Annotated in this window: 25 protein-coding genes; 11 read left to right on the top strand and 14 right to left on the bottom strand. The window is 73.2% G+C overall.

What is annotated here, in order from left to right; genetic code table 11:
- Window positions 1-42 precede the first annotated feature (42 nt).
- The gene (locus AB0O21_RS36695; RefSeq protein ID WP_365179073.1) at window positions 43-954 is read right to left on the bottom strand and encodes a LysR family transcriptional regulator; all 912 of its coding nucleotides are present in this window, start codon (window positions 952-954) and stop codon (window positions 43-45) included.
- A 119-nt stretch (window positions 955-1,073) separates the two neighbouring features.
- On the opposite strand from AB0O21_RS36695, the gene AB0O21_RS36690 reads away from it, so the two are divergent.
- A complete protein-coding gene (locus AB0O21_RS36690) occupies window positions 1,074-1,412 on the top strand; it encodes a nuclear transport factor 2 family protein (protein ID WP_365179109.1) in 339 nt (112 codons plus the stop codon).
- Window positions 1,413-1,452: 40 nt separating this feature from the next.
- Here the strand turns inward: AB0O21_RS36690 and AB0O21_RS36685 are convergent, their stop codons facing one another.
- Window positions 1,453-2,274, bottom strand: a complete 822-nt coding sequence (locus AB0O21_RS36685) for a helix-turn-helix transcriptional regulator (protein ID WP_365179106.1) — start codon at window positions 2,272-2,274, stop codon at window positions 1,453-1,455.
- Window positions 2,275-2,415: 141 nt separating this feature from the next.
- Here AB0O21_RS36685 and AB0O21_RS36680 point away from each other — a divergent pair, with 141 nt between their 5' ends.
- From AB0O21_RS36680 to AB0O21_RS36665, 4 genes are all read left to right on the top strand, one after another.
- Window positions 2,416-3,825, top strand: coding sequence for an MFS transporter (locus AB0O21_RS36680; protein WP_365179070.1), 1,410 nt, complete (start codon window positions 2,416-2,418; stop codon window positions 3,823-3,825).
- 173 nt (window positions 3,826-3,998) lie between these two features.
- A complete protein-coding gene (locus tag AB0O21_RS36675) occupies window positions 3,999-4,415 on the top strand; it encodes a hypothetical protein (RefSeq protein WP_365179067.1) in 417 nt (138 codons plus the stop codon).
- Between the two features lie 215 nt (window positions 4,416-4,630).
- The gene (locus tag AB0O21_RS36670) at window positions 4,631-6,043 is read left to right on the top strand and encodes a sulfatase (RefSeq protein ID WP_365179065.1); all 1,413 of its coding nucleotides are present in this window, start codon (window positions 4,631-4,633) and stop codon (window positions 6,041-6,043) included.
- A 30-nt stretch (window positions 6,044-6,073) separates the two neighbouring features.
- Window positions 6,074-7,012, top strand: a complete 939-nt coding sequence (locus AB0O21_RS36665) for a formylglycine-generating enzyme family protein (RefSeq protein ID WP_365179062.1) — start codon at window positions 6,074-6,076, stop codon at window positions 7,010-7,012.
- A gap of 9 nt (window positions 7,013-7,021) precedes the next feature.
- Here AB0O21_RS36665 and AB0O21_RS36660 read toward each other — a convergent pair whose 3' ends face one another.
- From AB0O21_RS36660 to AB0O21_RS36620, 9 genes are all read right to left on the bottom strand, one after another.
- A complete protein-coding gene (locus AB0O21_RS36660; protein ID WP_365179059.1) occupies window positions 7,022-7,891 on the bottom strand; it encodes a hypothetical protein in 870 nt (289 codons plus the stop codon).
- Between the two features lie 76 nt (window positions 7,892-7,967).
- Window positions 7,968-8,507, bottom strand: coding sequence for a GNAT family protein (locus AB0O21_RS36655; protein ID WP_365179056.1), 540 nt, complete (start codon window positions 8,505-8,507; stop codon window positions 7,968-7,970).
- Window positions 8,508-8,691: 184 nt separating this feature from the next.
- The gene (locus AB0O21_RS36650; RefSeq protein WP_365179054.1) at window positions 8,692-10,911 is read right to left on the bottom strand and encodes an NADP-dependent isocitrate dehydrogenase; all 2,220 of its coding nucleotides are present in this window, start codon (window positions 10,909-10,911) and stop codon (window positions 8,692-8,694) included.
- 183 nt (window positions 10,912-11,094) lie between these two features.
- On the bottom strand, window positions 11,095-11,508 hold the full coding sequence (locus AB0O21_RS36645) for a DUF805 domain-containing protein (protein WP_365179052.1): 414 nt from the start codon (window positions 11,506-11,508) through the stop codon (window positions 11,095-11,097).
- A gap of 54 nt (window positions 11,509-11,562) precedes the next feature.
- On the bottom strand, window positions 11,563-12,399 hold the full coding sequence (locus tag AB0O21_RS36640; RefSeq protein ID WP_365179049.1) for a chitosanase: 837 nt from the start codon (window positions 12,397-12,399) through the stop codon (window positions 11,563-11,565).
- Window positions 12,400-12,472: 73 nt separating this feature from the next.
- Window positions 12,473-13,081 carry a GNAT family protein gene (locus tag AB0O21_RS36635; protein ID WP_365179047.1) on the bottom strand — a complete coding sequence of 203 codons (609 nt, stop codon included), beginning with the start codon at window positions 13,079-13,081 and terminating at the stop codon, window positions 12,473-12,475.
- Window positions 13,082-13,171: 90 nt separating this feature from the next.
- Entirely contained in the window at window positions 13,172-14,254 is a 1,083-nt protein-coding gene (gene corA, locus AB0O21_RS36630) for a magnesium/cobalt transporter CorA (RefSeq protein WP_365179044.1), read from the bottom strand.
- Window positions 14,255-14,362: 108 nt separating this feature from the next.
- Window positions 14,363-14,755 (bottom strand): TOBE domain-containing protein, encoded by a 393-nt coding sequence (locus AB0O21_RS36625; protein WP_365179041.1) that lies wholly within the window; start codon window positions 14,753-14,755, stop codon window positions 14,363-14,365.
- A 10-nt stretch (window positions 14,756-14,765) separates the two neighbouring features.
- Window positions 14,766-15,683: a LysR family transcriptional regulator ArgP gene (locus AB0O21_RS36620; RefSeq protein ID WP_365179103.1), complete on the bottom strand. Its 918-nt coding sequence runs from the start codon at window positions 15,681-15,683 to the stop codon at window positions 14,766-14,768.
- Between the two features lie 69 nt (window positions 15,684-15,752).
- Between AB0O21_RS36620 and AB0O21_RS36615 the strand changes: the two genes are divergently transcribed.
- Both AB0O21_RS36615 and AB0O21_RS36610 read left to right on the top strand, forming a co-directional pair.
- Entirely contained in the window at window positions 15,753-16,397 is a 645-nt protein-coding gene (locus AB0O21_RS36615; protein ID WP_365179038.1) for a LysE/ArgO family amino acid transporter, read from the top strand.
- A 54-nt stretch (window positions 16,398-16,451) separates the two neighbouring features.
- On the top strand, window positions 16,452-17,528 hold the full coding sequence (locus AB0O21_RS36610) for an NUDIX hydrolase (protein WP_365179035.1): 1,077 nt from the start codon (window positions 16,452-16,454) through the stop codon (window positions 17,526-17,528).
- A 99-nt stretch (window positions 17,529-17,627) separates the two neighbouring features.
- Here AB0O21_RS36610 and AB0O21_RS36605 read toward each other — a convergent pair whose 3' ends face one another.
- Genes AB0O21_RS36605 through AB0O21_RS36595 form a run of 3 tightly spaced genes read right to left on the bottom strand, consistent with a single transcriptional unit; the run spans window position 17,628 to window position 21,678 of the window.
- Complete coding sequence (locus AB0O21_RS36605; RefSeq protein WP_365179032.1) at window positions 17,628-18,827, bottom strand: FAD-dependent oxidoreductase; 1,200 nt, start codon at window positions 18,825-18,827, stop codon at window positions 17,628-17,630.
- Window positions 18,824-20,242, bottom strand: a complete 1,419-nt coding sequence (locus tag AB0O21_RS36600; protein WP_365179030.1) for an FAD-dependent oxidoreductase — start codon at window positions 20,240-20,242, stop codon at window positions 18,824-18,826. The genes AB0O21_RS36605 and AB0O21_RS36600 overlap by 4 nt, the downstream gene beginning before the upstream one ends.
- Window positions 20,239-21,678, bottom strand: coding sequence for an FGGY family carbohydrate kinase (locus AB0O21_RS36595; RefSeq protein ID WP_365179027.1), 1,440 nt, complete (start codon window positions 21,676-21,678; stop codon window positions 20,239-20,241). Before AB0O21_RS36595 ends, AB0O21_RS36600 begins: the two co-directional genes overlap by 4 nt.
- Window positions 21,679-21,979: 301 nt before the next feature.
- On the opposite strand from AB0O21_RS36595, the gene AB0O21_RS36590 reads away from it, so the two are divergent.
- From AB0O21_RS36590 to AB0O21_RS36575, 4 genes are all read left to right on the top strand, one after another.
- A complete protein-coding gene (locus AB0O21_RS36590; protein ID WP_365179024.1) occupies window positions 21,980-22,960 on the top strand; it encodes a hypothetical protein in 981 nt (326 codons plus the stop codon).
- An 89-nt stretch (window positions 22,961-23,049) separates the two neighbouring features.
- The gene (locus AB0O21_RS36585) at window positions 23,050-24,582 is read left to right on the top strand and encodes an amino acid permease (RefSeq protein WP_365179021.1); all 1,533 of its coding nucleotides are present in this window, start codon (window positions 23,050-23,052) and stop codon (window positions 24,580-24,582) included.
- 95 nt (window positions 24,583-24,677) lie between these two features.
- The gene (locus tag AB0O21_RS36580; RefSeq protein ID WP_365179018.1) at window positions 24,678-25,001 is read left to right on the top strand and encodes a plasmid stabilization protein; all 324 of its coding nucleotides are present in this window, start codon (window positions 24,678-24,680) and stop codon (window positions 24,999-25,001) included.
- 20 nt (window positions 25,002-25,021) lie between these two features.
- Window positions 25,022-25,219 carry a hypothetical protein gene (locus tag AB0O21_RS36575; RefSeq protein ID WP_365179015.1) on the top strand — a complete coding sequence of 66 codons (198 nt, stop codon included), beginning with the start codon at window positions 25,022-25,024 and terminating at the stop codon, window positions 25,217-25,219.
- Window positions 25,220-25,331: the final 112 nt, after the last annotated feature.

Raw genomic sequence — 25,331 nt, 5'->3', positions numbered from 1 at the left:
CGCTCGGGTGTGGCGCCGGGTGCGGCGCGGCTGTCCCCCGGATCATCCCCCGCCGGGGCCACCGCCGGTAGGCCGCCCGCCGAAGGCCTGGTGGGCGTGGGTGACGAGCGCGCGTACGGCGGGGCCGGGGGCGGGGCGCCAGACGAGGGAGAGCAGGGCCGGGGTGTCGACGTCCTCGATGACGCGGGCGGTGAGGCGGTCGGCGCAGGCCGCGGCCATGGACTCGCTGAGCACGCCGACGCCGAGCCCGCGGGCGGCGAGATCGGCGATGGCGTCCGCCGCTCCGGCCTGCAGCGCGATCGCCGGTTCGATGCCGCGTGCGGCGCAGGCCCGGTCGAACACCGTACGCAGTCCCGTGCCCGGGGGCATGCACACGACCGGGTGGGCGCCCAGGTCCCGCAGAGCGACCCCGCGCCGCTGCCCGGCCAGCGGATGCCCGGGCGGGACGACGGCGACGAGCCGCTCGCTGACGATGGTCAGCGCCTCCAGTCCGGCGGGGTTGGCGGTGGCGGTCCCGATGAGGGCGAGGTCGACGGCGCCGGCCCGCACGCCGTGGACGAGCCGGTCGGAGTTGTCCTCCAGCAGGGCGATCTCCACGCCGGGATGGGCCCGGTGGAAGTGGGCGAGGGCGTCGAACAGCGGGGTGATGGTGCAGCCGACGACCATGCCGACCGTGATCCGGCCCCGGAGCAGGCCGGACACCTCGCCCACCGCCTGGCCGACCGCCTCGGCCGCGGCGAGGGCGGCCCGGGCGGGGGCGAGGGCGGCGGCTCCGGCGGCGGTGAGGGTGGCGGTGCGGCCCGAGCGGTCGAACAGCTCGGCGCCCAGCTCCCGTTCCAGCCGGCGGATCTGGGCGCTGACACCGGACTGGCTGATGTGCACGCGCTCGGCCGCCCGGGTGAAGTTCTGCTCCTCGGCGACGACCACGAAGTATTCGAGCTGCCTCAGTTCCATGACTGGAAATTCTAGTTGTCAGAAGATCCATCTGTTGGACTTCTGGTTCAAGGGCGGCGACTCTGGAACGCACGAGCCAGCGAGGCACAACGACCGGAGGAACCGTGTACGAGAAGGCCATGCGACCCGAGGACATCACCCGCCTGTTCGTCGAGCGCTCCAACGCCGGGGACGCGGAAGGCGTCGCCGCCCTCTACGCGGAGGACGCCGTGCTGGCCTACCCGCCCGGCCGGCAGACCGTCGGCCGCGAGGCGATCCGCGAGCTGTGGGAGCAGGTGCTGGCCCACGGCCCGGTCTTCGAGCAGGAGGCACCGCTGCCGACCCTGGTGAGCGGTGACGTCGCCCTCACCTCCACCCCGCCGAAGGACGGCGCCGGGGCCCGCGCCCAGGTCGTACGACGGCAGCCCGACGGAAGCTGGCTGCGCGTGCTGGACCAGCCGGAGTTCGTCACCCCCTGAGGGCAGCCCGGCCCCGCCCCCGCTCCTCGGGCGTCCCGGCTCAGCCCGCCACGGGGTACATCGAGCCGCGCCGGCCCTCCGGCGAGGTCAGCCACTCCAGCTTCTCGGCGGTGTCGGTGCCCGGCAGCGGGGTGTGCAGCACGATCGCCAGGTCCGGGCGGGCCGGCACGCGCAGCTGGGTCGACTCCACGTACAGGGTGCCCACGACCGGATGCTCCATCTGCTTCCGGGTCTGGCCGGCGGGGCGGACGTCCCGCCGCTCCCACAACCCGGCGAACTCCGGGCTGAGTTCCCGGGCCTCCTCGACCACGGCCCGGAACCCCTCGTCGTGGGGGTTCTCCGAGCAGGCCGCCCGGAACTGGGCCACCACCTCTCCGGCGATCTCCTCCCAGTGCGGGGAGCGGGCCCGGTAGACGGGGTCGGTGAAGAAGGCGATCAGGCAGTTCTGCACGACCTCCGGGCGCATTCCGAGCACCAGCGCGGCCGCGTCGTTGTACAGGACGGTGTTCCAGTAGGCGTCCATGATGTGCGCGGGGAACGGCATCCAGGCGTCGATCAGCCGCTTCAGTCCCCCGCACATGTCCCGGTCGGCCGGGGCCACTTCGAGGGCGGGCGGATTGAGCCCGGCCAGTACGTACAGGTGCCGGCGTTCGGCGCTGGTGAGCTTCAGCACCCGGCCCACCGAGTCCAGGACCTGCGCGGACACCGTGATGTCGCGGCCCTGTTCGAGCCACTGGTACCAGGAGGCGCCGACGCCGGCGAGCACGGCGACCTCCTCGCGGCGCAGCCCCGGCGTGCGACGGCGGGCCCCGCCGTCCGGCAGTCCCGCCTCGGCCGGGCTGATCCTGGCCCGTCTGCTCATCAGGAACCCGCGCAGCTCGGTCCGCCGGTGCTCGTCGATCGGTGTGGCCACGGAGTCCCCCTGTCCGGCTGCCTGGTGGTGGCGCCAACAGGATAAGTTCCCACTCTCCACGGGCATTCCCGGGCCACGAGGGTGGTGGTCATGACGATCAACACACAGACGGCAACCATCGGGCCGCAGCCCGCGGCTCCCGAGCACGACCGGCTCTCCGGCCGCTCCAAGCTGGTCCTCTTCGTCCTCTGCGCCGCCCAGTTCATGGTGGCCCTCGACTTCTCCGTACTGAACGTGGCCCTCCCGGTGCTCGGCAAGGACCTCGGGCTGAGCCGGTCCGGCCTCCAGTGGGCGGTCACCGCGTTCGCGCTGCCTTCCGGCGGCTTCCTGCTCCTCTTCGGCCGGATCGCGGACCTGTACGGCCGCAAGCGGCTGTTCCTGTCCGGCCTCGTGCTCTTCGGCGCGGCCTCCCTGCTCGCGGCCCTCGCCTGGGACCCGGCGTCCTTCCTGACCGGGCGGGCGCTGCAGGGCCTGGGCGCGGCGGTCATCGTGCCCACCGGCATGTCCCTGCTGACCACGACGTTCTCCGAGGGGCCGCTGCGGGACAAGGCGCTCGGGATCTCCGGCACGCTGTTGTCCCTCGGGTTCACCATCGGCATGGTGCTCGGGGGCGTCATGACGGACACGCTGGGCTGGCGCTCCACCATGGGCCTGCTCGGGGTCGCCTCGGCGGTCGTCCTGGCCCTCGCCCCCGGGCTGCTGCCGGAGTCGCGCAACACCGACCGGCCGCGGCTGGACGTACCCGGCGCCGTCACGGTCACCGGCGGACTGCTCGCGCTGATCTACGCCCTGACGTCGGCGGCCGAGCGCGGTTTCGGCGGTGTGGACGTCTGGGGCACGCTGCTCGTCGGACTCGCCCTGCTGGCCGCCTTCGTGGTGGTGGAGTCGAGGTCGTCGGCCCCGCTCGTCTCGCTGCCGATGCTGAAGCGGCGCACGGTCGCCTGGGGCAATCTCGGCGGTCTGGTGACGTTCTCGATGATGTCGGCGGTCGTCTTCGTGCTGACCCTCTACCTCCAGGAGACGCTGGAGCTGTCCGCCTTCCGCACGGGTCTGGTCTTCGGCGTCCAGGGCATCGCGTCCGTATTCGCCGGTTCGTACGCTCCCCGGCTCATCGGCCGGTTCGGCGCCCGCCGCACCCTGGCCGGCTCCCTGGCCGGACAGGGCGTGCTGACCGCCGCGCTGCTCGCCACGGGCGCGGAGTCGGGGGCCCTGGCGGCGACCGTGGCGGTGTCGCTGGCCAGCATGTGCCACCTCGGCGCGATCATTTCGTACGGACTGGTCGTGACGAGCGGGGTGCCCGACGAGGAACAGGGTCTGGCAACCGGCCTGGTGACCACCACCCAGCAGGTCGGCCTCACCATCGGCATCCCCCTGCTGGGCGTGCTGGCCACCACGCAGGCCTCTCTCTTCAACGGCGTGCGGACGGTGCTGGCGATCGACGCGGCGATCGTGCTCGTGGCGGCGCTCCTCGTCTCCCTCGGCCTGCGCCGCCGTCAGTAGCCCCGCAGGAATACGACATTCCCCTGGCCTTCCGCCGCAAGTGGCGCATAATCGTCGTCACGCGGCTTGATTGAACCCTGTTGCCGCGCTTGGTCACGCATGCAATGGGGGGCATCGTGCCGATGAGGGATTCAGGGTCATCGTCCGGAACACTGCCCGCGACGTCCGTCGAGTTGTCCCGCCTCCTCACCGTCGTCCGGCGGGGGCGGGTGCTGACCGTGGCCGGCGGGTTCCGCGAGCCGCGGAGCGTGCTGGTGCGGGAGATCGCACGGCGGCTCGCGTCGAACTTCTACGACGGGGTCGCCGTCGTCTCCGTGGAGCCGGCCCGGGGCCGGTTCGGGGTGCGGGAGCTGACGGCCGAGCTGGGCTGCGTACCGGGCATGCCGTTCCTGCCCGGCGGGCGGACCGCGAGCGTCGCCTCCTGGCTGGCGGAGCGGGACATGCTGCTCGTCGTGGACGGCGCGGAGCAGCTCGGCGCGGACGCCCTGGCCTGGCTGCGGGACCTGCTCGCGGTGGCGCCCGGGCTGCGGATCCTCGCCGCCGGGCGCTCCGCGCTGGGCCTGGACGGGGAGCGGGTCCACCGGCTCTGACCGGCAGGTCGTGTGGGCGGCATGTCGCCGTCATGACGGCGACACATCCCCGGCACATCCCCGGCACAGCACTGGAACGGCACTGCCATGCGGCAGTCATTGAGTGGCGGAGAACTGAATTCTAGGGTCTGACCTGCAGGTTCCGGTTGCGCGCGAGCGCTGCCGGGAGCCCCCCGGTCGTACGTCACACTCCCCCGCACGTACAGGAGACCCTCGTGAGCGAGCACATCGATACGCCCCGGACCGGTTCGGTCGGCAGACGCGGCTTCCTCGCCGGCGCCGCCGCCGTGGCGGCGGCCGCGGCCACCCCGGCCCTGGCCCAGTCGGCCGCGGCGAGCACCGCGTCCGCCACCCGGCCCAACATCCTGCTGATCGTCACGGACGACCAGCCCAAGCACACCGACTGGGCGATACAGAAGACCATCGGCTGGATCGCCGACCAGGGCGTGAAGTTCACCAACGGCCACGTCGCCACGCCGCTGTGCTCGCCGTCCCGGTCGTCGGTCTTCTCCGGCCGCTACGCCCACAACCACGGCGTACGCAACAACGCCGCGTCCCACAGCCTCGACCAGCACACCACCGTGCAGCGCTACCTCAAGCAGGCCGGCTACCGCACCGGCCTGTTCGGCAAGTACCTCAACTCCTGGACGCTGGCGGACAACCCGCCGCACTTCGAGGAGTTCGCCCTGCTCCAGCCCGCCTACACCAACGCCAACTGGAACGTCGACGGCACGGTCCAGACGATCAACGGCTACACCACCAACATCATCAAGAACAAGACGCTGAACTTCCTGGACAAGGCCGCGACCGACAGCCGCCCCTGGTTCGCGTACGTCACCCCCTACGCCTCGCACGGTCCGCGCACCCCCGAGGCCAAGTACGCGGACACGGTCGTCCCGGCCTGGAACGGCCGCCCCTCCGTTCCCGAGAGCGACCGCAGCGACAAGCCCGCCTACATCCAGAACGCGACCGGGACCCTGGCCGACGGCCGGCAGATCCGCGCCGAGCAGCTGCGGACCCTGCTGACCGTGGACGACGCCGTCCAGGCCTTCCACGACAAGCTGGCCGCCCTCGGACAGCTGGACAACACCCTGGTGATCTACGTCGGCGACAACGGCTTCGGCTGGGCCGACCACGGCTGGACCGCCAAGTCGGTTCCGTACAGCCCGGCGCACGAGGTCCCCTTCTACCTCTCCTGGCCGGCCGGCGGACTGGGCTCGGGCACCGTCGACAACCGCGTCGTCGCCAACATCGACATCGCTCCGACCATCCTCGACGCCGCCGGGATCACCCCCGACACCCCGCAGGACGGCCACTCGCTGCTCACCGGCTACAGCCGCGACCACCTGCTGGTCGAGTGGTGGAAGCAGGGCACCGGCGGCACCGGGCCGAAGACCTGGGCCTCGTACGTGGCCAAGGACAAGCAGTACACCGAGTACTACGACCTGCACACCGATGCCACGGGCGCGGTCTCCGGCACCGGGCAGGTGACTTTCCGCGAGTACTACGACCTGGTGAGCGACCCCTACCAGCTGCAGAACCTGCTCCACCAGGCCACCCCGCAGCAGGAGCAGGCGCTCGGCATCCCCGCCCTGGCCGCGGCGCTGGCCGCCGACCGCACGGCCTGATCCCCCACCCGTCCCCCTCTGGAGAGTTCCATGCCGCCCAAGCCCTGCTGCACCCCCGGCCGCGAGCCGTCCGCCGACCTGCTGACCCTGGTCCGGCGTCCGGAGGTCCCGGCCGCCGCGGAGCGGGCGGCCGATCCTGCCGCGGCGCGGGCCGTCCGCGATCTCGTTCCGCTCGCGGGCGGCAGGTTCCTGATGGGGACGGAAGACCCGGACGGATTCGCCGCGGACGGCGAGGGGCCGGTCCGGGAGGCGGTGGTCGGGGCGTTCCGCATCGCCCCGGCCACCGTCACCAACGCGCAGTTCGCCTCGTTCGTGAAGGCCACCGGCCACGTCACCGAGGCGGAGTCCTTCGGATTCAGCTTCGTCTTCGCGGGGTTCCTCGGCGGTGAACTCGCCGCCGCGTCCCCGGCGGTGGCCGGCACCCCGTGGTGGCGGGCGGTGTCCGGCGCGGACTGGCGCCACCCGGAGGGACCCGGGTCCTCCTTCGCCGCGCGGCAGAACCACCCCGTGGTCCACGTCTCCTGGCACGACGCGCTGGCGTATTGCGCCTGGTCCGGGACCCGGCTGCCCACGGAAGCCGAGTGGGAGTTCGCGGCGCGCGGCGGCCTGGAGCAGAAGCGGTACCCGTGGGGCGACGAACTGCGCCCCGACGGCCGGTACATGTGCAACATCTGGAACGGCGACTTCCCGGCCCACAACACCCGGGCCGACGGGTACGCGGGCACCGCGCCCGCGAAGTCCTTCAGGCCCAACGGGTACGGGCTGTACAACGCGGTCGGCAACGTGTGGGAGTGGTCCGCCGACCGCTTCTCCCCCGCCGGCGGCCCCGAGCGGGCCATGCGCGGCGGCTCCCACATGTGCCACGACTCGTACTGCAACCGCTACCGGGTCGCCGCCCGGACCCGCAACACCCCGGACAGTTCGGCCGGGAACATCGGCTTCCGCGTGGCGGCCGACCCCGCCGGGTGAGCCCCGCGGTCAGCGCAGGTACCGGGTGGCCTTCGCCCACAGCCCGCCCCGGGAGGCCGCCCGGGCCGCGCCCCGTGCCGCGTTCGGCGCGCCGCCCCGCCCCGGCCCGGAGCCGGCCGCGGGCGACGGCCCCGCCGGCCGGCGGGCCTGGAGCTGGGCGAACACCGCGTCCGGGCAGCGGCCCTGCGGGCGGGACCTGAGGAACCCGCGGTAGCGCACCGTACGCGGCTCCCGGCCGATCTCGACCCAGTGCGGGCGGCCGGAGACCTCGTCCCAGCCGTCGTTCGGGATCCGGATGTGGTCCCGGCGGCCGTCCTTGTCCTTGCTGGTGATCTGGGCGACCTCGGCGAAGCCGCGGCCGGTCGCCAGGACCACGCAGTAGTGGCGCAGCTCCTGCTTCGGGTCCTCGCGCAGCGGCACCATGGCGAGCCAGACCTCGCCCGGGACGGGCCGCGCGCCCTGCGACCTGTCCCACCAGCGCACGCCGAGGTAGACGGCGAGGGCCACCAGCCCGGCGGTCGAACTCACAGCCGCGGCGCGCAGGTTCCACGCCTCGCCCGCCACCCTCCCGTCGACGTAGCGCACCGCGAGGGCGACGGCCGCGAGCAGGACGGCACCGCGGATGAGGAACAGCCACCAGACGAAGCGCCCGCCGCGCCCGGCGACGGCGACGAGCACGAAGGCCACCACGACGGGGACGCCGTACACGACGGCCCACTGCTCGAACCCCGTCACCTCCAGCGGCGGGGTCTGCTCCGCCATCACGTCCGGGATCACCACGGGGAACGCCAGCACGGCCCCGACCATCGCCACGAGGTTGAGCAGCAGATGGCCCATGCAGCCGATTCCCGCGCAGGACATGTTGTTGCGACGCGCCACCGGTTCTCTCTCCCCCCCCCAGGACCCTGGCCGCAGGCCAGCTCACGCTCAATACCCGGACCAGTACGCGGAGTTGTCACTCCGCGGACTTCGTCCAGTCCTCCGCGAGCAGACCGAGGAGCACCTCGTCGAGGAACTCCCCGTACACCCAGGCGGAGCGCCGCAGGGTGCCTTCGAGGGTGAATCCGGCCGCCGTCGCGGCGCGGATCATGGCGGTGTTGTCGGCGAGGGTGTCCACCTGGAGCCGGTGCAGCCCGCGCACGGTGAACCCGTACCGGCACAGCAGTTGGACGGCCTCCGCGCCGAGCCCCCGGCCGCGGGCGCCGGGGCGCAGCGAGAGCCCGAGGTGGGCGGAGCGGTTGTGCTGGTCGATGCCCCACAGGAGGGCCTCGCCGGCCAGCTCCGCCGTGGCGAGGTCGACGACGGAGAAGACCGCGGCCTCGTCGGAGGGGGCGGCGGGCTCGTACGGGGAGAAGCCCCCGGTGGCGGGGCGCGGGCGCCAGGGGCGGGAGTCGGCGCGGGAGCGCGTCGCCACGTCCTCGTACAGCTCGGCGTGCAGGAGGGGTACGTCTTCGGGGAGGCGGGCGCGCAGGCCGGCCAGCTGTCCGCTGATCACGGGCCCTTCCTACGCGCTCCCGGGCCGCGGCCACAACCGGATTCCGGGCGGGACGCGGCTCCGCCCCGGTCGGCACGGGGCCGACCGGGGCGGATCACGCGGACGACGGGCTCGCACGGGCTCAGCGCGGGCCCAGCTGATGGTCAGCTGGTGCTCGGCTCGCGCTCAGCCGCGGGCGAGGGCCTCAGCCGAGGAGGGCCAGCGCGTTGTTGAAGGTCGCCGACGGACGCATGATCGCGGCGGCCTTGGCGGCGTCGGGCTGGTAGTAGCCGCCGATCTCCGCCGGGGAGCCCTGGACCGCGATGAGCTCGGCGACGATCGTCTGCTCCTGCTCGGTCAGGGTCTTGGCGAGCGCCTCGAAGGCCGCCGCCAGCTCGGCGTCGTCGGTCTGCTTGGCCAGCTCCTGCGCCCAGTAGGTGGCGAGGTAGAAGTGGCTGCCGCGGTTGTCGATGCCGCCCAGCTTGCGGCTCGGCGACTTGTCCTCGTTGAGGAAGGTGCCGGTCGCGCGGTCCAGGGTGTCGGCCAGCACCTGGGCGCGGGCGTTGCCGGTGGTGGTGGCGAGGTGCTCGAAGCTGGCCGCGAGCGCGAAGAACTCGCCGAGGGAGTCCCAGCGCAGGTAGTTCTCCTTGACCAGCTGCTGGACGTGCTTCGGGGCGGAGCCGCCGGCGCCCGTCTCGAAGAGGCCGCCGCCGTTCATCAGCGGGACGACCGACAGCATCTTGGCGCTGGTGCCCAGCTCCAGGATCGGGAACAGGTCGGTCAGGTAGTCGCGCAGCACGTTGCCGGTCACCGAGATGGTGTCCTCGCCGCGGCGGATGCGCTCCAGGGAGAAGGCGGTGGCCTCGACCGGGGAGAGGATCTTGATGGTCAGACCCTCGGTGTCGTGGTCGGCCAGGTAGGTGTTGACCTTGGCGATCAGCTGCGCGTCGTGGGCGCGGCTCTCGTCCAGCCAGAAGACGGCCGGGTTGCCGGTGGCGCGGGCGCGGGTGACGGCGAGCTTGACCCAGTCGCGGATCGGGGCGTCCTTGGCCTGGCAGGCGCGGAAGATGTCACCGGCGGCGACCTCCTGCTCCAGGACCACGTTGCCCGCGGCGTCGACGAGGCGGACGGTGCCCGCGGCGGCGATCTCGAAGGTCTTGTCGTGGCTGCCGTACTCCTCGGCCGCCTGCGCCATGAGGCCGACGTTCGACACCGAGCCCATGGTGGACGGGTCGTACGCGCCGTGCGCGCGGCAGTCGTCGATGACGACCTGGTAGACACCGGCGTAGCTGCTGTCCGGGAGGACGGCGAGGGTGTCGGCCTCGGCGCCGTCCGGGCCCCACATGTGGCCGGAGGTGCGGATCATGGCCGGCATGGAGGCGTCGACGATGACGTCGGACGGCACGTGCAGGTTGGTGATGCCCTTGTCGGAGTCGACCATCGCGAGGGCCGGGCCCTCGGCGATCTCGGCGTCGATGGAGGCCTTGATCGCGTCGCCGTCGGGCAGCGCGCCGAGGCCGTTCAGGATGACGCCGAGGCCGTCGTTCGCGGACAGACCGGCGGCGGCGAGGGTCTCGCCGTAGCGCGCGAAGGTCTTCGGGAAGAAGGCGCGGACCACGTGGCCGAAGATGATCGGGTCGGAGACCTTCATCATCGTGGCCTTGAGGTGCACGGAGAACAGGACGCCCTCGGCCTTGGCACGCTCGATCTGGTCGTTGAGGAAGGTGCGCAGGGCGTCGACGTGCAGGACGGACGCGTCCACGACCTCGCCGGCGAGGACCGGTACGGACTCGCGCAGCACGGTGGTGGCGCCGTCGGCGTCGACGTGCTCGATGCGCAGGGTGCCGGCCTCGGCGATCACGGCGGACTTCTCGGTGGAGCGGAAGTCGTTCTCGCCCATGGTCGCGACGTTCGTCTTGGACTCGGGGGTCCAGGCGCCCATGCGGTGCGGGTGCGTCTTGGCGTAGTTCTTGACCGAGGCGGGGGCGCGGCGGTCGGAGTTGCCCTCGCGCAGGACCGGGTTGACGGCGCTGCCCTTGATCTTGTCGTAGCGGGCGCGGATCTCGCGCTCCTCGTCGGACTTCGGGTCGTCCGGGTAGTCCGGGAGGGCGTAGCCCTGGCCCTGGAGCTCGGCGATCGCGGCCTTCAGCTGCGGGATCGAGGCCGAGACGTTGGGCAGCTTGATGATGTTCGCTTCCGGCGTCTTCGCCAGCTGACCGAGCTCGGCCAGGGCGTCGGCGATCCGCTGGCTCTCCTGGAGGTGCTCCGGGAAGCTGGCGATGATCCGACCGGCCAGGGAGATGTCACGGGTCTCGACATTCACACCGGCCGTCGACGCGTAGGCCTGGATCACAGGCAGGAAGGAATACGTCGCGAGGGCCGGGGCCTCGTCAGTGTGCGTGTAGATGATGGTCGAGTCAGTCACCGGTTGCTCCGCTCCACAGTCTGCGTCTCTCGTCTGCAACATTGCTCGACATCAAGATATCTCGTGATCGGGCCGGTCTGGACAGCCCCCTGCCCGAAGCTTCGGGTGAGGCGTGTCGCACACACCACGCGAAAGCGCCGCCGCCGACGTGTTCCGTCGGGGGCGGCGCTCGGGCGCGGCCCGTCAGACGAGGCTGGGCACCCGGTGGATCGACTTGGGGCTGGGACCGTACTTGTTCTCGTGCGGCTGGCCGGCGGTGGCCATCAGGACGAGCATCCAGATCCAGCCGATGATCGGGATGCAGCCGATGAAGTACCACCAGCCGGCCTTGCCGAGGTCGTGCAGGCGGCGCACGGTCAGGGAGATGGCCGGCAGCGCGATCGCCAGGGTGTAGACCGCGTACAGGATGAACATCGCGCCGAACAGGACGTCGAGCGTCAGGACGACCGCCTCGACGACCATGTTGCACAGGACGAACATCCAGACTTCCTGGCGTCGCGCACGGCCGGAGAAGTCGACGTACTTCTTCAGGACGTCGGTGTAGTAGTGCACGAGTCCCCCCAGAGGACGGGTGGTGGGCCAGTCCTTCTGGAGCAAGCCGGGGCAGAATTTATGCGGATGTTACTGCCCGGTCAAGGGTTTCCTCCCTCGTCAGCCGATGTGGAAGGAGTCTCCGTACACCTTCCAGTCGAGGGGGGTGTTCAGGTTCAGGTTGCCCTTCCCGAGGAAGACCCGCTGGGCGGTGTCGACGCGGCTGGTGTCGCTGTGCGCCTCCTCCTGCTTCATCGCCCAGACCCGGGCGTCGAGGAAGGCGTTCAGCCAGGTGGTCTCGCTGCCGCCCTGCGACGGGGGCTCGGCCTTGGACAGGGCACGCCCCCGGATGCTGCGGAAGCTGGTGGAGTCGGTGCCGTCGCCGTGCATGACGATGGCGTCGTAGTAGATGAACTGGCCCAGTACGCCGACCCCGTCGGCCTTGCCCTGCCGCACGGCCGGGTTGAAGTAGACCCGGTCGCGCTCGTGGTCCTGGGCCTTCCTGAAGGCGCTGTCCTGGGCCGCCTTCGCCCAGTCCCTGGTGAAGTCCGGGTCGAGGCCGGCGTGCGAGTCGGTGCCGTCGACCTCGCGCAGCGCGGGGAGGTACTTGGCGAGGACGTTGCCCGGCTTGATCTCGGTGTAGTGCTCGACCAGGTCGAGCATGTCGCCGGTGCCGGAGCAGAACCCGATGATCCCGGCCGTGTAGCCGCGGCCGTCGCCGATGTCCTCGATGTACTTGTACTGGGCCTTCCAGTCCAGCGAGGAGTTCTCCGCGCTGGAGACGATCTTCATGGCGATCTCCTTCTTCGCCGGATCGTCGAGCCCGACGGCCGCCGCCGCGGAGGCCCGGGTGGGGGTCTCGGCGGTGGCGGTGGCGTGGGCGGTGACCGGTGCGGCGAGGAGTGCGCAGCCGAGTAAGGCTGCGACCGCCGGCTTCTTGCGGTGGGGGGTCAACACAAGGCCTCCGTGGGGTGGTTGAGGCTTCCCGGTGTAGTTAGGAAACTTTACTACCAGCCCGGGGGGCCTTCCCTCAAGACCCGTGCACGCGGTCCGCCAACGCCCGCTTGGCGTCCGGCCATTCGGGGCGCGTGATGCTGTAGACGGCCGTGTCGCGGATCCAGCCGTCCCGCATCACCATGTGGTGGCGCAGCACCCCCTCGTGCGTCGCGCCGAGCCGCTCGATCGCGGCCCGCGACCTGCCGTTGCGCACGTCGGTGAGGAGCTCGACCCGGTTCATGCCCATCGCCTCGAAGGCGTGCGTGAGCATGAGCAGCTTGGCCTCGGTGTTCAGGCCCGTCCCCTGCCAGGACGCGCCGAGGAAGGTGAAGCCGATCTCCAGCCGCCGGTACGGCCTGTTGATCATCATCAGCCGGGTGGAGCCGGCGATCCGGCCGCTCGCGAGGTCCACCGTCGCGTACGCGAGCTGCGTGCCGGCCTCGCGCGCCGCCAGCGCGTCGTCGATGAAGGCGGGCACGTCCTCGGGGCGGGGGACGATCGTCACGGGGAGCTCCCACAACTCCCCGTCCCGGACGGCCTCGCAGAGCCCGTCGTGGTGCCGGTGCGCGAGCGGCTCCAGCCGCACCCGCTCACCGACCAGTGCGCCGCCCTCGTTCGGCTCCGCCGCCGCCGTACGTTCCATCTCTCCGGCCCGCCCGTTCCCTGTCGATCTTCCCTGACAGGCGGACACTACCGGCGGTCCGGGCCCTTCTCACCAGGGATTTCCCGGGCGTCAGAGCCAGCCGTTGCGCCGGAAACCGCGGTGGATCACGAAGCAGGCGACCACCATGACGCCGACGACGAGCGGGTATCCGTACGTCCAGTGCAGTTCGGGCATGTGGTCGAAGTTCATGCCGTAGACCCCGCACACCATCGTCGGGACGGCGACGATCGCGGCCCATGCCGTGATCTTGCGCATGTCCTCGTTCTGGGCGACGGTCACCTGCGCGAGGTGCGCCTGGAGGATGGAGTCGAGGAGGTTGTCGTAGGCGCCGATCTGCTCGGTGGCCCGGGCCAGATGGTCGGCGACGTCCCGGAAGTAGGCGCGGATCTCCGGCGGGATGACCGGTATCGGCTGCGTGGCCAGGTGCTGGAGCGGCCGGCTGAGCGGGGCCACCGCCCGCCGCAGCTCCAGGAGTTCGCGCTTGAGCTGGTAGATCCGTCCGGCGTCGCCGCGGCCCCCGTGCTCGCTGAACACCGCGGTCTCCACGGCGTCGATGTCGTTCTGCACGGCGTCCGTGACGGCCACGTAGTCGTCGACCACGTGGTCGGCCATGGCGTGCAGCACGGCCGCCGGCCCCTTGGCCAGCTGGTCCGGCGCGGCCTCCAGGGCCTCGCGGACCGGGCCGAGGGTGCCGCGGCCGCCGTGCCGGATGGTGATGACGAAGTCCTCACCGGTGAAGGCCATCAGCTCGCCGGTCTCCACCACCTCGCTGGTCGCCGTCAGCTCCTCGTGCTCGACGTACCGCACGGTCTTGAACACCGCGAACAGCGTGTCGTCGTAGCGCTCCACCTTGGGCCGCTGGTGCGCGTTGACCGCGTCCTCGACGGCGAGCGGGTGCAGGCCGAACAGCCGGGCGAGCCCGGCGAACTCCTCCTGCGACGGCTCGTGCAGGCCGATCCACACGAAGCCCTCGCCGGTCTTGCGGACCCGGCGCAGCGCCTCCTCGGCCTCCGCGCAGCCGTCCTGCCGTACGCCGTCCTGGTACACCACGCAGTTGACGACCGCGCTGCCGAGCGGGGAGCGGGCGGGGTGGCTGAGGTCGACCGCCCGGCGGTAGCCGCGGCGGACGGCCCGGCGCAGGTTGCTGAACATGGACAACGAGGTACTCCCCTTCGGCGGATCAGCGGCCAGTCTGCCACCGGTGCCGTCCGGCCTCCGGCCCGGACCACCGCACCGGCCGCACGCGGCCGCCGGAAAAGCTCAGGCGCGGTCGATGAACACGCTCGTCGACTTCACGCGCGCCGTGGCCCGCGCGCCCACCTCCAGTCCGAGCTCCTCCACCGCCTCCCGCGTCAGCAGCGACACGATGCGGTGGGGTCCGGCCTGGATCTCCACCTGCGCGGTGACCGTGCCCAGCTTCACCCCGGTGACGATGCCGGGGAAGGCGTTGCGCGCCGAGGTGTACGGTGCCTCGTCGCCGTCGCCGCCCTCCTGCGCGGCCTCGACGCAGAACGCGGCCAGGTCCGGCCCGTCCACCATCCGCCGCGTGCCTTCCCTGCGGGTGGGGAACCGTTCGGCATCCGCCCAACGCCGCGCCGTGTCGACGCTGACGCCGAGCAGCCGTGCCGCCTGACCGATCGTGTAGGACTCCATGCCCCGCAGCCTACGACCCGCTCCCCACGGGCCCGCGCAGGGCCTCGCGGGCCGCCGCCCCGATCACCTCGGCCACCGTCGACAGCGCCGGCGAGTCCAGCTTCCACTGCTGCCAGTACAGCGGCACGTCCATCGGCCGCCGAGGCACCAGCACCACCAACTCCCCCGCCCGCACCAGCGGCCCCGCCTGTGCCTCGGGCACCATGCCCCAGCCGAGCCCGGCGGCGACCGCGTCGCGGAACCCCTCCGAGGTGGGGATGTAGTGCCGGATCGGGCCGGCTCCGGCCGCCGGGTCCCCCGTCAACTCGCGCACGAACGCGTCCTGGAAGTCGTCCTTCCGGTCGAACACGATGGTCGGCGCTACCCGCAGGTCCCGCTCCGGGGACCCGGTCAGGTGCCGGGCCGCGAAGCCCGGACTCGCCACCGGCAGGTACCGCGCCAGTCCCAGCAGCCGGGAGGCGCAGCCCGCCACCGGCTCGGGCGAGGAGGTCACGGCCGCCATGACCTGGCCCTCCCGCAGCAGCTCCGTCGTGTGGGCCTCGTCCTCGCGGTGCAGCTCGACGCAGACCGGCGGGTCCTGCGGCACCCGGGCCAGCGCCGGCAAGAACCAGGTGGCCAGCGAGTCCGCGTTCACCGCGATCGGCAGCCGCACCGGGCCCGTCCCGTCGGCCATCCCCAGCTCGGCCCGCGCGTCCCGCTCCAGCCGGGCCAGCTGGCGGCCGAAGCGGACCACCACCTCCCCGGACGGGGTGGCCCGCACCGGTTTCGTCCGTATCAGCAGGACCCTCCCGGTCCGCTGCTCCAGGGCCTTGACCCGCTGGCTGACCGCGGACGGAGTCACGTGCAGGGCCGCCGCGGCGGCGTCGAAGGTGCCCTCGTCCACTACGGCGAGCAGGGTCCGCACCTGGTCCAGGGGAAGATCTTCCATCACGAGCGCTAATGGTACGTAAAAATCTTTAGCTGTACTGAAAAGGCCTGGCTGCCTACGGTCGGAGGCATGACACACGGCATCCTCACGGCGGCCCTCGCCGGTTTCGGCACCGGTCTCTCCCTCATCGTCGCCATCGGCGCGCAGAACGCCTTCGTCCTCCGCCAGGGCGCGCGCCGGCACGCGGTCCTCGCCGTGGTCGCCATCTGCGCCGTCTCCGACGCGCTCCTCATCGCCCTCGGCGTCGCCGGCGTCGGCGCCTTCGTCACCGCGTGGCCGGCCGCACTCACGGCCGTCGCGATAGCCGGTGGCGGGTTCCTGATCTGCTACGGAGTCCTCGCGGCCCGCCGGGTCCTGCGGCCCGCCCCGGGCGCCGCGCTCACCACGGAGGGCGGCACTTCCGGCTCCGGCTCCCGCTCCGGCTCCGGTGTCCGGGCCGCAGTCCTGACCTGCCTGGCCATGACCTGGCTCAACCCGCACGTCTACCTGGACACCGTCCTGCTGCTCGGCTCCCTCGCCGCCGACCGCGGCGACCTGCGCTGGGCCTTCGGGATCGGGGCGGGCCTGGCCAGCGTGACCTGGTTCGCCACCCTGGGCTACGGCGCCCGGCTGCTGAGCGGCCTGCTCGCCCGCCCCTCGGCCTGGCGGGTGCTGGACGGCCTCGTCGCCGCGACGATGGTCACCATGGGCGGCATGCTCCTGGCCCGGGCCTGACACCGGCACGCCGGTGCGGCCGCCCGCCCGGGGCCCGGCGCACCGCGTGGCATAGTGCGTGGCACCGACCCCGTGGAGCTGGAGCCCGCCGTGCCCGACCGCCCCTCCCCCGACGAGGTGCGCGCGTACTACGCCGCCCAGCCGGCCCCGCTCGTCGCGGCCACCGGGATCGTCCTGGACACCCGCGGGCGGGTCCTCGTACTGACCACTTCGTACAAGGCCGATCTGGAGCTTCCGGGCGGCACGGTGGAGGACACCGAAACGCCGGAGCAGGGCCTGGCCCGCGAGTTGAAGGAGGAGCTGGACCTCATCGTGCCGGTCGGGCGGCTGCTGGCCGTGGACTCCCGGCCGCCCGGCACGCTCGGCCGCGCCCTGATCGTGCACGTCCACCTCGTCGGCCCGCTGACCCCCGAGGAGGCTTCGGCGATCACCTTCCCGGACGGCGAGATCACCGAGGCGCGCTGGCTGCCGCCCGAGGAGGCGTACGAAGCCCTCCCGGCCCGTATCGCGCCCCGGCTGCGGGCCGGCCTGGCCGCCCTGCACGCGGGCTCCTTCGCCCATCTCGTGGACGGCGTGCCCCAACCCGGCTCCCCGGCCGGCCTGGACCCGGCCCGCCGGGCCGCCCTCGGCCACGCGGGCGCCCTCGACGCCGCCAGCCACCGGGCCAACCGCCCCAAGGCCCTGACGGCGGCGAGCGTGCTGTTCACCGACGCCGAGGACCGGATCCTGCTGGTCCGCCCCGCGTACGGCAGCACCCGCCGCTGGCACCTCCCCGGCGGCGGCATCGACAGCGACCTGGGCGAGACCCCGCGCGCCGCCGCCCGCCGCGAGGTCCGGGAGGAGCTCGGCCTCGACCTCGCCCCGGGCCGCCTCCTCGCCGTGAACTGGTCGTACAAACCGGGCCGCCCGGCCCGCATCCGCTTCCTCTACGACGGCGGCGTCCTCGACACCGGCACCCTCGCCCGGATCCGCCTGGACCCCGTGGAACTCCTCGCCTGGCGCGCCGTCCCCCGCACGGAGCTCCGCGCGTTCACCAAAGCCGCCCTCCGCCGCCAGATCGAAGCCGCCCACGCAGCGCGCGCCACGGACACGGGCCCGGTGGAACTCCACGCGGGCCGCCCGGCGTTCTAACGGCCTCGGGGCCGGCGGCCGCCATCGCGGCGATCCAGGGGCATCGCGAAGATCATCAGCAGCCGGGGTACGCCTCCGGTGGGGCGGGGCGGGCCCGTGTCAGCCGACGGCCACCACGACCGGACCGCCCGCCCGGTCCACCCCGGCCGTCCACCCCGGCGGCAGCCGCAGCGACCGGGACGGGGAAACCGGGCCGATGAACCGGCGCCGCCACAGCGGCCGGCCGTCCTGGACCACCGTCACCAGCGGGCCGGTCAGCGGTCGCGCGGAGCGCAGCAGCAGCGGCCGCCCGGCGTCGCCCGTGACCCGGTTCGGCGCCACCCACAGGAGGGGGGCCCGGACCTCCAGCGGCGGGCCGGGTTCCGGCCAGGGGGCGCCCGCCAGATGCGCCAGTACCGGGGCCGCCGCGGCGGCGCCCTCCGCGGCCGCGGTGGCCGCGCGTTCGATGCCGTGGAGGGCATTGCCGACCCCGAAGACGCCCGGCGCCGTCGTACGGAAGGCGGCGTCGACGCTCGGGCCCCGGGTGCCGGGGTCGAGGGGGACGCCGCCGCGGCGGGCCAGCTCGTGGTCGGGGATCCAGTCGCCGGTGAACACCACCGTGTCGCAGGCCAGCACCCCGGTCCGGCCGTCCCGGTGGCGGACTTCCACGCCGGTCAGCCGGCCCCGGCCGCGCAGTTCGCCCAGCGTCGTCGCCGTGAGCAGCGGGACCCCCGGCACGGCGGTGGCGCGCGGGTGCTCGGTGACCATCGCCACCACCTCCGTGCCCGCCCGCCGCAGCGTGCCCACCGCGTGCCGGGCCACCGCCTCGGCGCCCACCACCACGGCCCGCCGGCCGACGGGCAGCCCGTACCGGTGGACGGACTGCAGCAGTTCGCCGGTGGTCAGCACTCCCTGCGGGCGGGAGCCCGGAACCAGTCGGGCGCTACGGGGACGCTCCCGGGCGCCCGTGGCCAGGACCACGGCGCGGGCCGTGATCCGCTCCAGCCCCGCCGGGCTCGTGGTCTCCAGGGTCAGCGGGCCGGCCCAGCCGGTGGCGGTGACGCCGGTACGGACCGCGGCCCCGGCACCGAGCGCGGCCGCCACCGACCGCCGTGCGTACGCGGGACCCCGCAGCCAGGGGCGCGGAGGCCGGCCGAAGCCGCCGTGGTGGAGGTGGCGCGGCATCCCGCCCGCGTCCTGCTCGCGGTCCAGGACCTCGACCCGTCCGGCGCCCGCGCCCGCGAGCCGGGCGGCCAGGGCCAGCCCGGCGGGTCCGGCTCCGACGACCAGTACGTCGACCGTACGGTCGATGCCGTTCACCGGCGGGCCTCCTCGAACAGCGCGCGGACGGCCGCGCCGCAGTGGCAGCCCTGGCAGCGGCCGCCCCGGGCGCGCGTGCGCCGCCGCAGCCCGTCCAGCGAACCGGGCGGGACGGTCCCGGCGAGCGCGTCGCGGATCTCCCCGCGGGTCACGCGCTCGCAGTGGCAGACGATCCGGCCGTACTCCGGGTCCGCCGCGATCATCGCCGCGTCGCGGTACGGCCGGGGGAACGCCTCGCCGAGGTTCGGCATCCGTACGGGCTCCAGCTCGCGCCGGCCGGCCACCGGCAGACCGCCGTCGGCGAGCAGCTCCACCACGTGCGCGGCGATCGCCATCGAGGCGGTCAGGCCGGTGGAGCGGATCCCGCCCACGGTGACGTACCGCTGCGCGGGATGCGCCCGGACCGCGTAGTCCTCCTGCCCGGTGCCCGCGCGCAGCCCGGCGTAGACGGCGGTGACCTCCTCCTCCAGGAGCGCCGGCAGGATCCGCCGGCCCTTCTCCCGCAGCAGCGCGAGCCCTTCGGCGGTCGACCCGGTGGCCGTCTTGTCGTCCAGGTCCTCGGCGGTCGGCCCGAGCATCACGTTCCCGTACACGGTGGGCGCCACGAGCACCCCCTTGCCGCGCGCGTCCGGCACCGGCAGCAGGATGTGGCGTACGAGTCCGCGCGCGAGCTCGTCGAAGACGATCAGCTGGCCGCGCCGGGGCGTCACCTTGAAGTCGGCGTGCCCGAGCATCCGGTCGATCTCGTCGGCGTACAGCCCGGCCGCGTTGACCAGGTACCGGGTGCGCAGCGGGCCGCGGCCGGTGGCCAGCGTGTGCGGAGCGTCCGCCGGGCCCGGTGCGACGGACAGCACCGGGCAGCACAGGTGCAGGTCGACTCCGGCGCGCACGGCCTGCGTCGCGTAGGCGAGGGTGGTCGTCCAGGGACAGATGACGGACTCGTCCGGCACGTGCAGCGCCCCGAGCACGCCGGGCCCGAGCTCCGGCTCGCGGGCCCGCACTTCCTCGGCCGGGAGGATCCGCGCCGAGCGGTAGCCATTGCGGACGGCCTTGTCGGCGAGCCCGGGCAGCGCCGCGTACTGCTCCTCGTTCCAGGCGACGAGCAGCGCCCCGACCGGCTCCACCGGGATGCCGCTGTCGGCGGCGTACGAGGCGAGCAGCCGCCGGCCCTCGCGGACGAGCCCGGCCTCCAGGGATCCGGGCACGGCGTCGAAACCGGTGTGCAAGATGGCGGTGTTGGCCTTGGAAGTGCCGTTGCCGACGTCGTCGGACGCGTCGAGGAGCGCGATCCGCAGGGGGAGCCGGGCCAGTTCGCGGGCGATGGCCGAGCCCACCACGCCGGCGCCGACGACCGTGACGTCGTACGCATCGGGCCCGTCGGGCAAGGGGCCGGCGGTGGTGACGGCGCCGGTCATGCCGGGCCGTCGAGCAGGGCCGACACCGCCGTCCGGAACCGGGCGCGGCGCTCCGCCGCATGCTGCCCGGAACCGGCCCCCGGCTCGTAGACGGCGGACGGCCGCCACTCCGGAACGGCCTCGTGCACGGTGAGGGAGGGGTCGAGCCCGAGCCGGGCGACCGCGCCGACGCCGAGCGCGGTGACGTCCGGCAGCGCGGACACCTCGACGGGGATCTGCAGCAGATCGGCCTGCGCCTGCATGAGCAGCGCGGACCGGGTCAGACCGCCGTCGACGCGCAGGGCGGTGAGGGGTGTGCCCAGGTCGGCGGCGACCGCGTCCGCGAGCTCCGCCACCTGCGCGGCTATGCCGTCGCACAGCGCGCGCACGAGGTGCCCGGCGGTCGTGTCGAGGCCGAGGCCGGTGACCGAACCCCGCAGGTCGCCCCGCCACCAGGGGGCGGCGAGCCCGGCGAGCGCGGGAACGAAGGTGACTCCGCCGCTGTCCGGCGCGGTCGCGCCCACGGCGTCGATGTCCTCGGCGCCGGAGATCACGCCGAGGTCGGTGAGCCACCGCACGGCGGAGGCGGCCGTGTACACCTGCCCGTCGAGGCAGTAGCTGGTCTCCCCGCCGAGCCGCCACGCCACGCAGCCGACCAGTCCGGTGGTGCTGCGGCGGGGGCGCGGGCCGCTCTGCGCGAGGAGGAACGCCCCCGTGCCGTACGTGCACTTGGCGGTTCCGGGCTCGGTGACGCGCTGCGCGAGGAGCGCGGCCTGCTGGTCGACGAGCAGTCCCGTCAGCGGCAGCGGGGGCCCGAACGCGGTGGTGGTGCCGACGCGGGTGTCCGCGTCGACGACCTCCGGCAGCCGCTCTCCGGTCAGGCCGAAGGCGTCGACCGCCTCCGGCGACCAGTCGACGGTGTCGAGGTCGAGCAGCTGGGTGCGGCCGGCGGTGGCCGCGTCGGTGACGAAGGCGCCGGTGAGCCGGTGCACCAGCCAGACGTCGCTGGTCGTCACGACTCCGTGCCGGGTCAGGTGGCGGCGGATCCAGGCCATCTTCGGCGCGGCGAAGTAGGGGTCGAGCGGCAGTCCGGTGCGTTCCCGTAACAGCTCGGCGCGCGGGGCCAGTTCCGTACAGAGCCGCTCGGCTCGGCGGTCCTGCCAGACGATCGCGTCGGTCAGCGGCTCGCCGCTCGCCGGGTCCCAGGCGAGCACGGTCTCGCCCTGGTTGGCCAGACCCACCGCCGCCACCGGCTCGCCGGCCGCCGCCAGTGCGGCGCGCCCCGCGTCGAGGACCGATTCCAGCAGCTCACGGGGGTCGACCTCCACGCGGCCGCCCGGCAGGTACCGGGGGCGTACGGGGGCGGAGGCGGAGCCGATGACCCCGCGTACGGGACAGACGACGAGGGCCTTGGTTCCCGAGGTGCCCTGGTCCACAGCGAGCACCGGGCCCGTCATCACCACTCCGTCCCTGGTCTCGGCCTGCGCGACCGACCTGCTTGATCGTCGCTCGGAAGACTTCACCAGCGGGCGGCGCCCGTCAAGATCCGTCCGCGCGCTCCGCACCGGACCTGACGCGAATTCATATGCCGTACATGGCTTGATCGTTGCATTTGAAAAGTTTCATGACCCGAATGCTCATCGTCGCTCTATAGTGATCGCCGATCACCGGGCGCGACGGCCATGCGATGCGAGGACTGATGACCACGACCACCGCAAGACGCGCCCGCCCCCACCACCCCTCGACGGGGACGAGGTGATGGCGGGCGGCGAATTCCGGCCCGTCTACCACCCCGCCGGCCACGACGACGAGTTACGCCTCGCCGTGCAGGACCTGCGCACCGGCCGCTGGCTGTCGATGGCGCGCCTGCTGGACCGGACGGACGGCTGGGGGCTGTGGACCCAGCGCACCCAGGTGCTCGCCGCGGTCGCGGCCGGATCGGACGTGGTCCAGGCGTGGCGGGCCGAGGAACCGCGCAGCGTCTCCGCGTCCGTCATGCACACCCGCGTCGCCGTCGAACGGGCCGTCCGCGCCCACCGCGCCCGGCATCCCCGCACGCACCAGCTGTGGCAGGAGGCGTGGGCGGCCTGCCGGGACGCCGCCGAACTCAGTCCGGCCGACCCCGTGCCCTGGGTCTGCCTGCTCGCCCTCGCCCTCCTCGACCAGCACCGCTCGATGGACGAGCACCGGCAACGGCCGCCCGCCCCGATGCTGCCGCCCGGCCCGTGGGGGATCCTCGAGCAGGCCGACAAGCGCGACCCGCACAACCGCGAGGCGTACCACCGGATGCTCCAGTTCGTGTGCGCCGGTACATCGGGGCCGCTCATCGAGGCCGCCAACTTCGTGCACTGGGCGGCCGGTTCGGCTCCGCCAGGCTCCGCCGTCCACGTCCTGCCGCTCTACCTGAGCGTCGAACGCTACCGCCGCGAGCGCGGCCAGGAGAAGGCGCTCGACCTCCACTGGGTCTCCGACGACGCGGTCCGCGACGCCGGTCACGCCCTGGACGCCTGGTTCTCGTACGCCGACCCGCGTCGCGCCTCCCCGCTCGATCTGAACCACCTCGCCCACGCCCTGTGGGGAGCGAGCCGGTTCGGCGACGCGGCCCGGGCCTTCGACGCGATCGACCGGTACTGGACCACCCTGCCGTGGGCCTACCGGACCCGCGCCCCCGCCGACCAGGAACGGGCCATGGAGGTCTTCCTGCGGGCCAGGTCCCGCAGCCTGGCCGACCGGGGCTGACCCGCGGCCCGACGACCCGGCGCCCCCACCAGACCCCACCCCCCGCTCCACGTCCCCCGCGCTCCACAAACCCCCGGAGGTACCTCCCCATGTCCCGAATCGCGCCACCCGTCCGCCAGGACAGCAAGGCCCCGTCCCGGCCCGACGAGGAGGAACGGCTCAGGGAGCTCGGCTACCAGCCCGTCCTCGCCCGCCGGATGGGCGGCTTCGGCAACTTCGCCATCAGCTTCTCGGTCATATCCGTCCTGTCCGGCTGCATGACCCTGTACGGCTTCGGCCTCGGCACCGGCGGTCCGGCCGTCATGCTGTGGGGCTGGGCCGGCGTCGGCCTCTTCGTGCTCTGCGTGGGTCTCGCCCTGGCCGAGGTGACCAGCGCCTACCCCACCTCGGGAGCCCTCTACTACATGGCCGACCGGCTCGGCGGACGCCGCTGGGGCTGGTACACGGGCTGGCTCAACCTGCTGGGCCTGCTCGGCGCCATCGCCGGCATCGACTACGGCGCCGCCCTGTTCACCGGCGCCTTCCTCAACCTCCAGTTCGGCTTCGTACCGACCCCCGGCTCGACCTTCCTGATCTTCCTGGCCATCCTGCTGCTGCACGCCGCGCTCAACCTGTTCGGCGTCCGCCTCGTCAGCGTGCTCAACTCCATCAGCGTCTGGTGGCACCTGGGCGGCGTGGCCGTGATCGTCGGCGCCCTGGCCCTCGTTCCCGACCACCACCAGTCGCCCTCGTTCGTGTTCACCGAGTTCGTCAACGACACCGGCTGGGCCAACCCGTTCTACGTGGCGGCCGTCGGCCTGCTCCTCGCCCAGTACACCTTCTCCGGGTACGACGCCTCCGCGCACCTCTCGGAGGAGACCTCCAACGCCTCCGTCTCCGCCGCCAAGGGCATCGTCCGCTCCATCTGGGTCTCCTGGATCGCCGGGTTCGCCCTGCTCGCGGGCCTCACCTTCGCCATCCAGGACTACGCGGCCGTCCAGGGCACCGCCACCGGGGTCCCGCCGGCCCAGATCTTCCTCGACGCCCTGGGCTCCGGCGGCGCCACCGCCCTGCTCCTCGTCGTCATCGTCGCGCAACTCTTCTGCGGCAACGCCGAGGTGGCCGCCGCGAGCCGGATGGTCTTCGCCTTCAGCCGCGACAACGCGCTCCCCGGCTCCGCCCTGTGGCGCAAGGTCAGCAGCCGCACCCAGACCCCGGTGCCGGCCGTCTGGCTCGCGGTCGGCGCCGCGGCCGTCCTGGCCCTGCCCTCGCTCTACTCGGCCACCGCCTACGGCGCCGTGACCGCCATCAACGTCATCGGCATCACCCCCGCCTACGCCATCCCGATCTACCTGCGCCTGCGCGCCGGGAACCGCTTCCAGCCCGGCCCGTGGAGCCTGGGCCGCTGGAGCAAGCCGATCGGCTGGACCGCCGTCGTCTGGGTGGCCGTCGTCACCGTCCTGTTCTGCCTGCCGCAGAAGTCGCCCGTCACCATCGACTCGATGAACTACGCGGTGATCGCGCTGGCGGTGGTCCTGGTCCTGGCCAGCGCGTGGTGGTACGCCGCCCGCCGCTCGTACGGCACGCCGTCGGCGTACGGGAACGCCCGCGAGCAGGCCGAGATCGCCGAGGGCATCGTCTGACCGCTCCACGCGGGTCCGCACGCGTGGGGCATCCCGCAGCGGGTAGGCGCGGGACGTACCGGACGAACCGGTCCGGTCTGAGCCAGGGAGTCGTCATGCCCCGAGGTTCCAGCCCCAAGCGTGAACGCCAGTACGAGCACATCAAGGAGAGCGCCGAGGAGCGCGGCGAGAGTCCCGAGCGGGCGAAGGAGATCGCCGCACGAACGGTGAACAAGGAACGGGCCCGCGCCGGAGAGTCCAAGACGGCCGGCAAGACCTCGTTGGAGGACATCTCCTCCGGCAGGCGAGGCGGACTGCGTTCCCACAAGGGAGCCCAGGGCCCGACCTACGACCAGCTGTACGAGGAGGCCAAGCGCAAGAACCTGCACGGCCGTTCCTCGATGGACAAGGCCGAGCTGAAGAGCGCACTGGGCTACTGAGGCGCCCGGAGGAGGATCCGATGAAGGTACGCAGGCAGGCGCCCGACCACCCGCCGGCCACCCCGTCGCAGACCGCGGACGAAGGCCGGGCCCGCTCGGGCGGTACCGGGGACGACACCGCGCAGGCCGGCGCGCACACCGCGAAGCGGCAGCGGTCCGGCATCGGGCGGGAGGAGCAGATCCGCCCGCACCCTCCGCGGGAGAGCGACGACCGTTAGGCACCCCGCGGCGGGGGGGGGGGGGGCCCCCGCGCGGCCGGCCGGGGCGCCGGCGGCGGCCGCGGGCGGGCGGGGCACCGCCGACGGCCCGAGGCCGAGCGAAAGACCACAA

The organism is Streptomyces sp. NPDC091371, from assembly GCF_040684275.1.
GTDB lineage: Bacteria > Actinomycetota > Actinomycetes > Streptomycetales > Streptomycetaceae > Streptomyces.
The sequence above is the reverse complement of the archived record's forward strand: the minus strand, read 5'-3'. Positions and strand labels throughout refer to the sequence as shown.